This is a genomic window from Serratia sp. YC16, assembly GCF_009707615.1.
Taxonomy (GTDB): domain Bacteria; phylum Pseudomonadota; class Gammaproteobacteria; order Enterobacterales; family Enterobacteriaceae; genus Serratia; species Serratia surfactantfaciens.
The window spans coordinates 1-12,207 of record NZ_WLYN01000022.1; the positions used below are offsets into that span (position 1 = coordinate 1).

The window sequence follows — 12,207 nt, forward strand, 5'->3', positions numbered from 1 at the left end:
CACGAACAGGCGCTTGCCGGAAAGCTGATTGCCCACCAGCGTCTTCAGATGCTGCCAGACTTCCGGTGAGAGCGGCTGGTTGTCGTTTTTGCCGGTGCCGCTGTCGGACCACCAGACGGTGTCGCGCGTGGTGTCGTCGCGCACGATGTATTTGTCTTTCGGCGAACGGCCGGTGAATTCGCCGGTGGCGACGTTGACCGCCCCCAGTTGGGTGAGGGTGCCGCGCTCCAGCGGCGGCAGGTCGGCGCGGGTCTCTTCGGCGAACAGCAATTCATAGCTGGGGTTATAAACGATGTCGGCGGCCTGATGGATACCGTAACCAGCGAGGGTTTGTGGGGTAACAGCGCGTGAAGACATATTCTACTTCCTTATGAGTCATATTATGCCTTTTTCCCGCGCGGTGCCGCGCGCAGGATTAAGGATCGGATCAAGCTGACCGGATTCAGCTAATGGCGTTTCCGGTTCTTTATTAATAAAACAGAGGGCTTTTTTGCCCTCCTATAGCATAGCAGCGAATTTAAACTTGATTACTTTAATTACAAAATGCTGACGATAATTAATTAAAACTAACCTTGGCGGAGGGTCACAATATTGAATTCCACCCGCGTAATTTAGTTTTGCATTTTTATTTTTTATCATATCGTCAGGGCTGTCTACTGTTTTATTTCTTATTAGAAAAGGCGAAGTCCGCAATAGGATTTTTCGTAATCATTTGTTTTTGCTTGGCTATGGCGGGTTGTTGCGCCAGGTGAACCTAACCGTACTGTACGCTTGTCAGCAGGGTGAATAATGAAACAGATAAATGCAGAACTGGCCTGTGATAAAAATACGGCCTCGTCCGAATCTTCAGGGTTAATTAATCAACTTCGTCAAATAGATATCGGTGCGGTGCCGATCGCGTTGTTTATCACCATTTGTGCGATCGTGGCGATTTCCGCCTACGCCAACTTCCTGCCGAAGAATATGATCGGCGGCCTGGCGGTGATAATGACGCTGGGCTTTGCATTGGCGCAGTTGGGTAAAAGCATTCCCGTGCTGCGCGATATCGGCGGGCCGGCCATTCTGTGTTTGATGGTGCCGTCGGTGCTGGTCTATTTCAACGTGTTCCAGCCCAACGTCATGGGCACCGTCCATCTGCTGATGAAAGACGCCAACCTGCTTTATTTCGTTATCGCCAGTCTGGTGGTCGGCAGCATTCTCGGCATGAACCGGGTGATCCTGATCCAGGGGATGATTCGCATGTTCGTGCCGCTGGTGGTGGGCACGGTCACGGCGGTGATCACCGGGCTGCTGGTAGGCAAACTGTTCGGCTTTACCTTCTATCACACCTTCTTCTTCATCATTGTGCCGATCATCGGCGGCGGCATCGGCGAGGGCATTTTACCGCTGTCGCTGGCCTATTCGGCGATCCTGGGCTCGACGCCGGACGTCTATGTCGCGCAGTTGGCGCCGGCGGCGGTGCTGGGCAACATTTTCGCCATCGTCACCGCCGGGGTGCTGGCGCGCATCGGTATGCAACGCAAGGCGCTGAGCGGTGACGGCATGCTGATCCGTTCGGCGCAGGAGAACGCGATGTTCGCCATCAAGGAGCAAAGCGGCAACGTCGATTTTCAACTGATGGGGGGCGGGCTGCTGGTGATTTGCGCCTTCTTTATCGTCGGCGGCCTGTTCGAGCACATCGTGCATATCCCCGGCCCGGTGCTGATGATCCTGTTTGCGGTGCTGTGCAAATACTGTCGGGTGATCCCGGCCTCGATGGAGACCGGTGCGCACAGTTTCTACAAGTTCGTCTCCACGGCGCTGGTGTGGCCGTTGATGATCGGCCTGGGCATGCTCTACGTGCCGCTGGAAAGCGTGGTGGCGGTGCTCTCTGTCGGTTATGTGGTGGTCTGCGGCTCGGTAGTGCTGTCGATGGGGCTGGTCAGTTTTCTGATCGCGCCTTATCTGAAGATGTTCCCGGTGGAAGCGGCGATCGTCACCTGTTGCCACAGCGGCCTGGGCGGCACCGGCGATGTGGCGATCCTGTCGGCGTCGAACCGTATGGGGTTGATGCCGTTTGCCCAAATCGCCACGCGTATCGGCGGCGCTTCCACGGTCATTGGTGCGACGCTGCTGCTCGGTTGGTTAGTCTGAGTCCAGAGTTTCTTATGGATAACCGGGGTTGGATTGCCCCGGTTTTTTTATGAGTCTTTTTCGCCGATCGTGATAATGCTGATTATTATCTTGAAAATCATTCATGTGGCGAAAATGCATAGCCGTATTTTATCTAAGAAAATTCTGTACTCGGCGAAAATGTGTCTATTCTTTTCTCTTAAGGGATTATCGTTCTCATTCAGAGTGCCGAGGGAAGGCGCCAGCGCATTACCGATATCCCCGTATTGATTCAACACCGGGCCGCTGCCGTTCAGGCAATCCGCCAGTTGGGGCATCCCCCCGATTGAATTGACGAATATGGAGATAAGGTTATGTCATCAAGTAATGCTTCCGTTAAAGCCGAAGGCGTATTAGCCCTGCTGGGCGCTTATAAACCCGATGAAGACGACACCATTACCGTGCTGCATCCGTCGAAAACGTTCGAAAATGCCGGCCTGGAGTTGGTGCGCGGCGATCGCAGCTGGCACGACAAGGGCGTGACCGACCAGCCGGTTGCCCTGACGTACAGCTTCTGGGAAAAGGCGCCGGGCAACATGTCGAGCATGAGCATCAGCGGCTTCAGCAGCTTTAACGCGGAACAGCGCGAGCAGGCCAAACTGTCGTTGCAGTCATGGTCTGACGTGGCCAACATCACCTTCACTGAGATCAGCAATACCGCCGCTGCCAACATCAAATTCGGCCTGTTCGACTACAGCTCGCGTGGCTCCTATGCTTTTGCGTATAACCCGGATTCCTCGCCTTCGGTCGCCGGCCAAACCTGGTATAACGCCACCAACTCTACCTTCGTCAACAACCGGATACATGAAAACGAATACGGTCGCCAGACCTTTACCCATGAAATCGGCCATGCGCTGGGGTTGCAGCATCCGGGCGACTATAACGCCGCGCCGGGCGTCAGCATTACCTACGGCAAAGACGCGACCTATTTCGAGGACAGCCGCGCCTACAGCCTGATGAGCTATTTCAGCGAAAGCAACACCGGGCAAGACTTTAAGGGCGCGTACTCGTCAGGGCCGCTGCTCAATGACATCACGGCGATCCAGCATTTCTACGGCGCCAACATGAACACCCGTACCGGCGATACGGTTTACGGTTTCAACTCCAACACCGACCGCGACTTCCTTACCGCCACCGGCGCGCAGGACAAAATAATCTTCACCGCCTGGGATGCCGGCGGCAACGATACCTTTGACTTCTCCGGTTTCGGCCAGAATCAGCGCATCAACCTGAACGAAAAAGCGTTCTCGGACGTCGGCGGCCTGAAAGGCAACGTGTCGATCGCGGCGGGCGTGACGATTGAAAACGCCATTGGCGGTTCAGGCAACGATGTGCTGGTGGGCAACGCCGCCGATAACGTGCTCAAGGGCGGCGCCGGTGATGACGTGCTGTACGGCGGCAAAGGGGCGGATCAGCTGTGGGGCGGCGCTGGCAAGGACACCTTCGTCTACTTTGCGGCGGATGAGTCGACGGCGGCGGCGCCGGACTGGATCCGCGACTTCGTACGCGGCGAGGACAAGATCGATCTGACATTGTTCAACACCGGCAGCGCCGACGGCATCCGCTTCGTCGATCAGTTCAGCGGTAAGGCGGGCGAGGCGAAGCTGAGCTATGACGCGCAAAATCATGTCAGCGATGTGGCGATCAACCTGGGCGGCGCTTTTGGCGGCAGCGATTTCCTGGTGAAGGTGGTGGGGCAGCCGCTGGATGCCGGCGATTTTGTGCTGGCTTAAATCGGGCAACAAAAATAGGGCGTTTTGGGCAAAAACCCGACAATTCCTATTAATTCCGTCATATTAGCGTGACATAGTAGCGCGCAGAAGGCCGGGCTTGCATACCTCGGGCTTCTGTCGGATCGCCAACCTTTTCGGTTGGCGATTCATTTTCCGCCTTTCAGCATGTTGATGGCGGCGCCGAGCAGGATGCGCCGTTCGATATCGTTGCTGTCCGCCAGCTGCCGCGCCAGATGTTTTTCCAGCGTTTCCACCGACAGCGCTTCGCCGCGATGGCGCAGCTGCATCACGCCGTCGCCGATCAGGCGGGCGACCTCATCCCATACGGGTTTAATCTCCTGTTCCGAGAACGTCATGGCCTACCTCGGCTGGTTGATTTTTGCCCAATGTAGCAGTTGAACTGCGGCTTCGCTACCGGCCGCCTAAAACAGGAAGCATAAAAAACAAGCCATCAGTATTTCTTCTGGTTTTTACGCCCAATACTTACGGTGTTGAAATCAGGAGGACACATCATGAACTGGGTCGAAACTTTGGCGGAGTATTACCGCCTCAGCCGCACGGGTGAAACGCAGCATTGGCTGTGTCGCCGCTGGTTGCCGCAGGGAGAAGCGCGGCTGGCCTATCTGCGAGAATTGCTGGAACCGACCGCGGCGCCGCAGCGGCGGTGAACAGGGCGCCGGCGTTTGGCCGGCGTCGTTTCGCTGAGTTAACCGAAGGCTATCGCCGCCCAGCGCAACAGCAGCAACGCCAGGCAGATCAACAGCAGTACCACCACCATTTTACTGAGCTTGTGGCCCATGCGTTTTGTCGCCACTCCGCCTCCTTAACTGAAATACCAGCCGCCGACGAGCGCGATGAGAAAAAGCGTCGCCAAGGCGACGCCGTTGAGTAAATCGCTGAAGGTATCGTCAGCATCGATGTCGTCTTGTCGCATTGCCGGGTCGCCATTGGGTGAATAATAACCACAGTATGCGCCCGGCAGGGCGGCAGGCACAGCGAAGAACGGTAAAAACTCGTAAAGGCGGCGGTGGCGGAACGCGCAGTCGCGCTTGCGACGGATGCAGACGGCCGGCAATACGTTGTACTATCCTGTCTGCATTAAGGCATTTTTCCAAAAGGTATAATCATGGCGACGGCAATTCCACAGAAATACGAGCACCTTGAACGCTGGGCGTTCGGCGATACCGAACAGCAGGCCGATGAAGTGGTGCAATTGATCCTGAATGGCACCAAAACGGCCACCTGTTCCAACCTGGATGGCGAGGGGATCCCGCAGGCTGGCGATCTGTTCCTGGTGGTGGACGGCAAGGGCGAGCCGGTCTGTGCGGTTGAACTGACCGCGGTAGAAATGAAAACCTACGATCAGGTGGATGAGGCGCACGCCTATGCTGAAGGTGAGGGCGACCGTTCACTGGCGCATTGGCGCAAAGAGCTGCAGCGTTTCTTCGAAGAATACGATCTGTTCTCGCCGGATATGACGCTGGTGCTGATGAATTTCAAAGTCGTCGACAAATTCTAACCTCATGCGCGCCGTTCCTTACGAGTGCCAGTGGGCGAGCCCGGAGCTGGCCGCCGATCTGATCGCCGGTCGCACCACGCTGGCGCAAGACGAGAATTGGGCGCGCAGCGGCGCCCGCGATCGGGCGGAGTACGTCGAGTGGGCCAACCACGTGTGCGGTATGGCGTGCCTGAAAATGGTGCTGGGCCATCGCGATGGTGAAGCGCCGTCGCTGCTGGAGCTGGCGCGCCGCAGCCTGCCCTATGGCGCCTACGTACGCGAAGGCGAACGGATAAAGGGGCTGATCTACGCGCCGTTCGTCGAGTACGTGCGCGAACAGTTCGCGCTGCGGGCGACGGTGAAGGTAGGGCTGGAGGCCGCCGAGGTACCGGCACTGTTCAGCGAATGCCGCTACTTTATCGCCTCGGTGCATCCTTCGATTCGTCGGCCCGAGAGCGTACCGCCGCAGCGGGGCGGGCATCTGGTGCTGATCACCGCCGCCGACGCGCAGAGCGTGACCTTTCATAATCCTTCGGGCGACAGCCCGGCGACGCGGGAGCGGGTACGGTTGCCCCTCAACCGCTTCGCCCATTTCTTTGCCGGCCGCGGCATCGCCATCGCATAAAAAAACGCGCTGTTTCTGATGAAAGCAGCGCGTCGTCAGCAGCTCTGGTGCATTTTCATGCCAGCCGCATTACCCAGGCGTCCGCCTGCCGATCGTAGTGTTGCTTGTACAGCAGCGACCGCTTGCCGTTGAGGATCGCCGGAATGCTGGTGTGTTCATCCCAGCCGTCGAGCTGCATGCACAGGTCCGGATCGGACTTGCAAGGGATGCTCAGGGTGCCGGTGCGATCGGCGGTGGCGTGAAGATGGGCGTCATCGACCTCGAAGCTGCCAATTTTTACGACGGTTTTGCTCATGGAAACTCCTTGCTCAATGATGTGGTAGGAGGTTAGACCAGTAAGGCCATCGGTATGAGCATAGCCAAATGAGCAAAAAATGCCACATAAAAAATACATTCTGGCAACATTCTTCCTGAGCGGCTAACGGCCGCCCTAATAGGTCACGACATAGCTGACGTTATCCTGATAGGTGCCGACCGGCACTTCGGTCTGCGCCGGGTTGATGGCGGCGGTAAAGGGAATGCTTTGCGCCAACCCGGTGCCGGTGCCGCTTTGTGCGTTGGTGCTGCTCCACACGGTGCTGGTATTGGGTAGGTAGATCTGATACTGGAGGAAGTTGCTGGTGCCGCTGAGCATTTGCCGCCAACCGGTAATGGGGTTGTTGCCGTTGGTAAAGTAGGAGCTGTACGCCTGCGACTTGGTGCAGGTGAGGGTGATGCTTTGGTTGATCGGGTTGAATTGCCCCACCAGCGCCATACTGCCGAAGTTGACGTTGTTGGCGGTATTGATCAGGCAGCTCTTGGTGATGATTGCGGTCACGGTCACGGTGCTGGGCTGGTTGGTGCCGTCCCACCAGATGCACAGGCCGATCAGACCCAGGCCGCAAATATGGTAGTTCCACACCAGGTTGATGGTGTCGGTATAGGTGCCGGCGCTGACGTTCGCCCCAGCGACGGTTTTGATATATACCGGAAAGTTGACGTTGGACGAGATCAGGATCAGCGACAGCAGGTTCAGCGAGCTGTAATCGATGGTCTGACCGACGCTGTAAGGGTACTGGTAGTTAGAATCTGGATAGATCAGGTAGGAAATTTTATCGCCGGAGCCATTGGTATTCAGCAAAGCCATGTTATTGGTGGTGGATGCGATCTTGACCGTGACGGTGTTTTGCGTCAACAGGTTGAGCCCCAGGCCGGTGCAGTTCAGCCCGGCGGTGCCCTGGGCGCTTATCTGGCCGTTGTAGACGGCGAAAGAGTTGCTGCTGGGCAGAGTAACCGTGCCGTTGGTGGTGGCGCAGTCCGCCATCGCGCGTTGCCCGCACATCAACAGCAGCGCCGCCAAAAAGATTTTCACTTGCCGAGACATCATTCTTCTTCTCCGTGTGTTACTGGCAGACGAGAGGGCCGACGCGTTGCAGCCCCTGCGGATTGGCCAGGCTGAAACTGACCTGGCACGGCGGGCCGCCGTCGGCCGGGATTACGCTCAGTCGGTTGTGTTGCTGTACCGGATCGATGTAAGTCATGCCATCCCATCCGACGTAGCTCTGTTGATTGCCGCCAATCACCGCGACCTGGCTGCCGTTGGCCAGCGGTTTGCCTTGCGCGTCGACCAGCTCCACGTCGGCGGCGGAAAGGCGCTGAACGGGGAACTCGACCAGATAGCCGCTGTGATCGCGAATGGCGACGGTTTTTTCCACCGACGGCAAATTGACGTCCGCCGGCAGGTTGAGCGGATCGATCTGGAATTTGGCGTGGTAATACGAGGTGACGGTGGGCACCAGCAGGTAGCCTCTATCGTTAGTGACGCCGATGCGCTGGTTCTCGTAGCTGACCGGAATGCCGGCGTAACCGTTGGTCGATACCAGGGCGAAAGCGTCGTTGATGGTGTTGGTGGCGTACACGCCGCCGTTCATCGCCACCAGCGAACCGCTGACTTCCCCCCAGCGAGTGTAGTCGTTACGGCTGCCGTACAGCCCGGCGCGGGTTTCCAGCAGCGAGGTGCGCCAGGTCAGGTCCGCCTGACGATAATCGCTGTTGCTGCCCTGGCCGCCGGCATAGGCCAGGTTCCAGCCGAAACCGCCGTCGGTCGGCGCGGCGCGGCTATAAGCGACGCGCTCGCTCCAGCGGTTGCCGGCGTCGCGCGCGGTGCTGACGTTGGCGGTGCCCCAGGCATCGAACGGAATGCTGATCTGCAGCTGCGAGCTGTAGCCGTCGCCGCCAATTTCGCGGTTTGCCGAGGCGTACAGGCTGATATTGCGCCACAGCGTCAGGCTGTATGACAGGTTGATCAGACGGGTGCGCTGGCCGATGGCGTCGCGCACGTCGAAATAACCGGCGCCCAGGCTGCCGAAGCGGCTCAGGCCGATGCTGCCGGTCAGCTGATCGGTGCGGCGGCTCAGCCGGTAGCTGCTCTTATAGGTGGAAAGATCGCCAAAGTCCGCGCTGCGCAGTACCCGTTGGGCGTTGAGGCTGAAATACTGGTTGCTGTAGGTGTAACTCAGGCTGGTTTGATCGCCGTGGCGGCCGGTGTACTGATAGACCGGCCCGGCATCCGGTTGCTGTACCGGCTGGCCGGTGATCGGATCGTAATACAGCGGCGTGACCGGTGGAGCGTTGAAGGCGTCGCTGCCCGCCTGGCTGTAGCTGTAGGAGGCATTGAGCACCCCCAGCTGCCCAAGGCGCACCCCGGCACCGGCGCCGGTGACCGCCAGCTCCGCCGCACCTTCCGCTCGCCCTTCGAGCGTGAGCCAATCGGTGACGCCGTAACGGCCGCTGCCGCTGGCCACCCACTGGCCATAGTCAGCGGAGCGGTAACCGTAGTTTTGGCGCAGCGCACCCGCCGACAGGCTGAAATCGCTTAACCCGGCCTGCAGCAGTGAACTGGCGACGTAGAACGGCACCGTGGTGCTGATCTGGCGGCCCAGCGCATCGGTGGTCACCACCGTCGCCTGACCGGCGCCGTTGATGTAGGGCACGGTGTTCAGGGTGAACGGGCCAGGGTTCACGTTGGCGGAGGTGTTTTTATAACTGTTGATGTACAGATCGACGCTGCTCGGCACGGCGGCCTGGCCGGAGAACTGCGGCAGCGGGTAGGTTATGAGGTCCGGCCGGGTCGCGAAGTTGCGCGCCACCTGCAGGCCGCCGATGCGCACCGAGCTGGTCCAGGGCAGCGAACCGGTCGTGAGATCGCCGGCGGTATAGCTGAGCATGATGTCGTCGTCGCTGTAGCGCCAGCTGCTGTCGTAGCGGATATAGCGATTGTTCTGCTGCGCGGCGGTCTCACCGTTGAAGCTGCTGCGGAAGATGCCGGTGTTGGCGAAAACGCCGAAGCCATCGAACAGCCGTTGTTCGCTCCAGGCGGAAAAATAGCCCGGATTGCCGCGCCCGCCGCTCTGGCTGACGTAGGCGTCGTAATTCAGCAAAAAGCCCAGGCTGCTCTGCGCCGGCAGACGCTGTTCCTGATTCGTGTCGCCGAGGGTTTGCTTGGGCAGCCAGTCGTTGGGCACCGAAATCAGCAACTGCTGCGTTTCGCCGCTGTAGGTCACCTCGACCTTATCCAGCAGATCGACGGCGATCTCTTTCGCCTGCTTGTCCGCCACCGGTAGGCCGGCGTCGATCAGCTGCTGCGGCGTTAAATAATAGTGGCCGCCGCGGTAGGCGACCGGCACCACTTTACCGGTCTGGCGGCCGTTCACCACCGGCTCCAGATACAGCGTGGTATCCGGCATGCTGATGGCGCTGGGCGGCGGCGGCAGATCGTCGGCGGCGGCGAACGTCGGCCACAGTTCCACCGCCACACAGAGTACGGCCAGGGCCAGCGGCTTGAGCTGCATGCCGCGGGTGGCCGGCGACGACATCCGCTTCACCTGCACCTCAGGCTCAGTAAGTCGGGATGGTTACGGGTTGTTTGTTGTCGTTGACTATCGCCTGCAGCTTGCCGGCGGCGAAACTGCCCGACGACGGCAGGGCGAAGCGCATCTGCGAACCCGGCAGCACATACCCCAGCAGCCCGTTGTTGAGCGGCTTGCCCTGGATGCTGACCTGCGACAGACGGGCGTGCACGATGCCGTCATTGCGCACGTCAAGCCAGCGCTGGCTGTTTTGCTGCAGCAGGCGGTAGCTGAGCTTGGGTTGGTTGGCGGTGGCATAGTCGCGCGGGTGTTCGAAGTCCTGCTTGGTCCACACGTCTTTGCCGCTGACGAACAGCGGCACCGAATAGCGCATCTGGAATTTCAGCCCCATCTGCGCGCCCTTATCGGGCGCCGCGCCGTCTTTATCTTTGATCGGCACCTCATCGACCAGTATCCGGTAAGCCCGTTCTTGCCCGGCGGCGACCGGCGTCTGCTTGATCAGACGAATCAGTTGGCGTTTGCCGGGGAGAATGGTGGCGACCGGTGGGCTGGCGACCACCTCGCTTTGGTTGCGGTAGTCGTCTTTGCCGCCGGTTTGTTGCCAGCCGAGCACGCGAATTTGCATATAGACCGGCTTGCTGTCACGGTTTTCGAGCCACAGGGCCGTCGCCTGCTGATTGTCTTCGATGACCGGATCGATGGGCCAAATCAGAATGGAGGCGGCGGCGAAGGCCTGCGGCTGGCCAGCTAACAGCAATCCTGCCAGCAGGGGCAGGCGGAGCAGAGTACTACGCATAATGTGATCCTTTTAAAAGCTCAATAACTCACTGTCACTAAGACCGTATCGTTGTAGGTGCCGCTGGTGGGCAAGGTGCTGCTCGCCATTAAACTGGCGTAGATTTTTATTTCTTGCGTGCTGCCGGTGGAGGAGACGGTTTGGACGGCGCCGCCGTTGCCGCCGTCGCCCCACAAAACGGTGTAGTTGGTATCCTGGTAGAGCTGATAAACCAGCGTTTCCGAGGTGGCCGAGTTCAACAGCTTTCGCCCGCTGGCGATGGAGCCGGTGACATTATTGCCGACGTTCAATGCCAGGCTGACGCTGAGTCCAGGGTTGCAGCGGATCAGGATCGAGCCGGCGCCGGCGCTCGAGACAATTTTTATCGGGCTGCTTAAGGACGCCACCTGGCCAAAACTCATGCTGCCGAACGAGGTGACGTTGGTGACGCCGCTGCCGAGCACGCAGCCTTTGATGATCGAGGCGTTGACCGTAAAACCCTGGCTGACGGTGTCGGCATGGGCCGCAGGGGCGCCGATCAGCGCCGTCAGCAGCAGAGTGCGCAGCGTTCCGTTAATCACCAATTTATCGTCACCTGCACCGTATCCGTGTAGGTGCCCGTCGCCGGCGTCGTCTGCACCGGGATCATGCCGTACACCGGCAGCCAGACGCTTTGGCCGGTAGCGGTCTGCGTCACGCCGGTGACATTATCCCAGACGGTGGCGTAGCTGCCGCTGGTATACAGGTTGTAGTTCACGCGGGCGCCCGCTGAGCTTTGCAGATAGCGCGCAGCGGTATTGCCGCTCTGCCCACCGCTGAGCAGCACCGTGTAACTGGTGCCGTTGTTGCAGTTGATCTGCAGCGCGCCGGCGTTCGCCTGGCCGGTTATCTTTATCGCCGTATTCAGGAAGTAGACCGTGCCGAAGTTGAAGGTGCCGAACGTGGTGTTGCCGCCGCTGGTGGTGCCGGCGACACAGGATTTGACCAGGGTGGCGCTGACGCCCACCGTCGCGGTGCTGACGTCGGCGCGGCAAACGCCCGCCAACGACAGCAGCATGCAGGTGACGGCCAGGCGCGCCATAGTTACCCGGCGACGGTCATGGTGACGGTGTCGCTGTACGCGCCGGCCGCCGGGGTGGTGCCCGAGGCGGGCACCAGACCGTAGACGATCAACGGTACCGCCGAACCGGTGCCGGTACCGGTCAACGTGTTGGTCGTGTTGTTCCACGGTAAGGAGTGGGCGCTGTCCTGATAGAGGTTATAGCTGATGTAGGCAGGCACGCTGCTGGCCATGCGCCGCTGGCTGCCCGAGGCGTTGAGGCCGTTGTCGAGCGTCACGGTATAGTTGGTGCCAGTGGTACAGTTCAGCCCCAGGGTGCCGGTGCCGCCGCTGCCGGTGGCGCTGGCGGTGATGACGTTAGCCAGCGACGAGTAGGTGCCGAAGCTGAGAGAGCCGAAGTTGTTGGTGGTGCCGGAGCTGTTGCCGCCGGTGACCACGCAGCCGGCGCCGATGGTCAGGGTCACGCCCAGCGTGCCCTGAATGGTGCCTGCCGCGTAGGTGGCACCAGAGGCGCACA

At 59.6% G+C, this 12,207-nt stretch carries 16 protein-coding genes; 5 read left to right on the forward strand and 11 right to left on the reverse strand.

The features are described 5' to 3' along the window. Positions 1 to 357, reverse strand: a 357-nt coding sequence (locus GKN89_RS24055; RefSeq protein ID WP_154747903.1) for a phosphoenolpyruvate carboxykinase (ATP), incomplete at its 3' end; no start/stop codon positions are given. A 432-nt stretch (positions 358 to 789) separates the two neighbouring features. Between GKN89_RS24055 and GKN89_RS24060 the strand changes: the two genes are divergently transcribed. Further along, entirely contained in the window at positions 790 to 2,133 is a 1,344-nt protein-coding gene (locus GKN89_RS24060) for a 2-hydroxycarboxylate transporter family protein (RefSeq protein ID WP_154747904.1), read from the forward strand. 332 nt (positions 2,134 to 2,465) lie between these two features. Continuing rightward, positions 2,466 to 3,884 (forward strand): serralysin family metalloprotease, encoded by a 1,419-nt coding sequence (locus GKN89_RS24065; RefSeq protein WP_063919287.1) that lies wholly within the window; start codon positions 2,466 to 2,468, stop codon positions 3,882 to 3,884. Positions 3,885 to 4,030: 146 nt separating this feature from the next. Here GKN89_RS24065 and GKN89_RS24070 read toward each other — a convergent pair whose 3' ends face one another. Continuing rightward, entirely contained in the window at positions 4,031 to 4,240 is a 210-nt protein-coding gene (locus GKN89_RS24070; protein WP_004931526.1) for a hypothetical protein, read from the reverse strand. Positions 4,241 to 4,396: 156 nt separating this feature from the next. On the opposite strand from GKN89_RS24070, the gene GKN89_RS24340 reads away from it, so the two are divergent. Then, positions 4,397 to 4,552: a hypothetical protein gene (locus GKN89_RS24340; protein ID WP_019454860.1), complete on the forward strand. Its 156-nt coding sequence runs from the start codon at positions 4,397 to 4,399 to the stop codon at positions 4,550 to 4,552. Positions 4,553 to 4,590: 38 nt separating this feature from the next. Here the strand turns inward: GKN89_RS24340 and yniD are convergent, their stop codons facing one another. Beyond that, positions 4,591 to 4,683, reverse strand: a complete 93-nt coding sequence (gene yniD / locus GKN89_RS24435) for a small membrane protein YniD (RefSeq protein ID WP_019454861.1) — start codon at positions 4,681 to 4,683, stop codon at positions 4,591 to 4,593. A 24-nt stretch (positions 4,684 to 4,707) separates the two neighbouring features. After that, complete coding sequence (locus GKN89_RS24075) at positions 4,708 to 4,959, reverse strand: hypothetical protein (RefSeq protein ID WP_154747905.1); 252 nt, start codon at positions 4,957 to 4,959, stop codon at positions 4,708 to 4,710. Positions 4,960 to 5,010: 51 nt separating this feature from the next. Between GKN89_RS24075 and GKN89_RS24080 the strand changes: the two genes are divergently transcribed. Then, positions 5,011 to 5,403 carry an ASCH domain-containing protein gene (locus GKN89_RS24080; protein ID WP_019454863.1) on the forward strand — a complete coding sequence of 131 codons (393 nt, stop codon included), beginning with the start codon at positions 5,011 to 5,013 and terminating at the stop codon, positions 5,401 to 5,403. 4 nt (positions 5,404 to 5,407) lie between these two features. Beyond that, a complete protein-coding gene (locus GKN89_RS24085) occupies positions 5,408 to 6,007 on the forward strand; it encodes a hypothetical protein (protein ID WP_063919288.1) in 600 nt (199 codons plus the stop codon). A gap of 55 nt (positions 6,008 to 6,062) precedes the next feature. Here the strand turns inward: GKN89_RS24085 and GKN89_RS24090 are convergent, their stop codons facing one another. The 7 genes from GKN89_RS24090 to GKN89_RS24120 form a co-directional block, all read right to left on the reverse strand. After that, positions 6,063 to 6,302 carry a YebV family protein gene (locus GKN89_RS24090; RefSeq protein WP_074054407.1) on the reverse strand — a complete coding sequence of 80 codons (240 nt, stop codon included), beginning with the start codon at positions 6,300 to 6,302 and terminating at the stop codon, positions 6,063 to 6,065. Positions 6,303 to 6,437: 135 nt separating this feature from the next. Next, positions 6,438 to 7,373 (reverse strand): spore coat protein U domain-containing protein, encoded by a 936-nt coding sequence (locus GKN89_RS24095; protein WP_177342836.1) that lies wholly within the window; start codon positions 7,371 to 7,373, stop codon positions 6,438 to 6,440. A 16-nt stretch (positions 7,374 to 7,389) separates the two neighbouring features. Beyond that, positions 7,390 to 9,837 (reverse strand): fimbria/pilus outer membrane usher protein, encoded by a 2,448-nt coding sequence (locus GKN89_RS24100; protein WP_370520303.1) that lies wholly within the window; start codon positions 9,835 to 9,837, stop codon positions 7,390 to 7,392. Between the two features lie 46 nt (positions 9,838 to 9,883). Next, positions 9,884 to 10,651 carry a molecular chaperone gene (locus GKN89_RS24105; protein ID WP_154747906.1) on the reverse strand — a complete coding sequence of 256 codons (768 nt, stop codon included), beginning with the start codon at positions 10,649 to 10,651 and terminating at the stop codon, positions 9,884 to 9,886. A 20-nt stretch (positions 10,652 to 10,671) separates the two neighbouring features. Beyond that, positions 10,672 to 11,187, reverse strand: coding sequence for a spore coat U domain-containing protein (locus GKN89_RS24110; protein ID WP_370520304.1), 516 nt, complete (start codon positions 11,185 to 11,187; stop codon positions 10,672 to 10,674). 20 nt (positions 11,188 to 11,207) lie between these two features. After that, positions 11,208 to 11,711 carry a spore coat U domain-containing protein gene (locus GKN89_RS24115; RefSeq protein ID WP_063919289.1) on the reverse strand — a complete coding sequence of 168 codons (504 nt, stop codon included), beginning with the start codon at positions 11,709 to 11,711 and terminating at the stop codon, positions 11,208 to 11,210. A 2-nt stretch (positions 11,712 to 11,713) separates the two neighbouring features. Further along, positions 11,714 to 12,207 (reverse strand): spore coat protein U domain-containing protein (locus GKN89_RS24120; RefSeq protein WP_154747908.1); only part of this gene is annotated, 494 nt, incomplete at its 5' end.

Coding starts and splice junctions, on each gene's coding strand:
- GKN89_RS24060 (WP_154747904.1), top strand. CDS start 790: ATGAAACAGATAAATGCAGAACTGGCCTGTGATAAAAATACGGCCTCG.
- GKN89_RS24065 (WP_063919287.1), top strand. CDS start 2,466: ATGTCATCAAGTAATGCTTCCGTTAAAGCCGAAGGCGTATTAGCCCTG.
- GKN89_RS24070 (WP_004931526.1), bottom strand. CDS start 4,240: ATGACGTTCTCGGAACAGGAGATTAAACCCGTATGGGATGAGGTCGCC.
- GKN89_RS24340 (WP_019454860.1), top strand. CDS start 4,397: ATGAACTGGGTCGAAACTTTGGCGGAGTATTACCGCCTCAGCCGCACG.
- yniD (WP_019454861.1), bottom strand. CDS start 4,683: ATGGGCCACAAGCTCAGTAAAATGGTGGTGGTACTGCTGTTGATCTGC.
- GKN89_RS24080 (WP_019454863.1), top strand. CDS start 5,011: ATGGCGACGGCAATTCCACAGAAATACGAGCACCTTGAACGCTGGGCG.
- GKN89_RS24085 (WP_063919288.1), top strand. CDS start 5,408: ATGCGCGCCGTTCCTTACGAGTGCCAGTGGGCGAGCCCGGAGCTGGCC.
- GKN89_RS24090 (WP_074054407.1), bottom strand. CDS start 6,302: ATGAGCAAAACCGTCGTAAAAATTGGCAGCTTCGAGGTCGATGACGCC.
- GKN89_RS24095 (WP_177342836.1), bottom strand. CDS start 7,373: ATGATGTCTCGGCAAGTGAAAATCTTTTTGGCGGCGCTGCTGTTGATG.
- GKN89_RS24100 (WP_370520303.1), bottom strand. CDS start 9,837: ATGCAGCTCAAGCCGCTGGCCCTGGCCGTACTCTGTGTGGCGGTGGAA.
- GKN89_RS24105 (WP_154747906.1), bottom strand. CDS start 10,651: ATGCGTAGTACTCTGCTCCGCCTGCCCCTGCTGGCAGGATTGCTGTTA.
- GKN89_RS24115 (WP_063919289.1), bottom strand. CDS start 11,711: ATGGCGCGCCTGGCCGTCACCTGCATGCTGCTGTCGTTGGCGGGCGTT.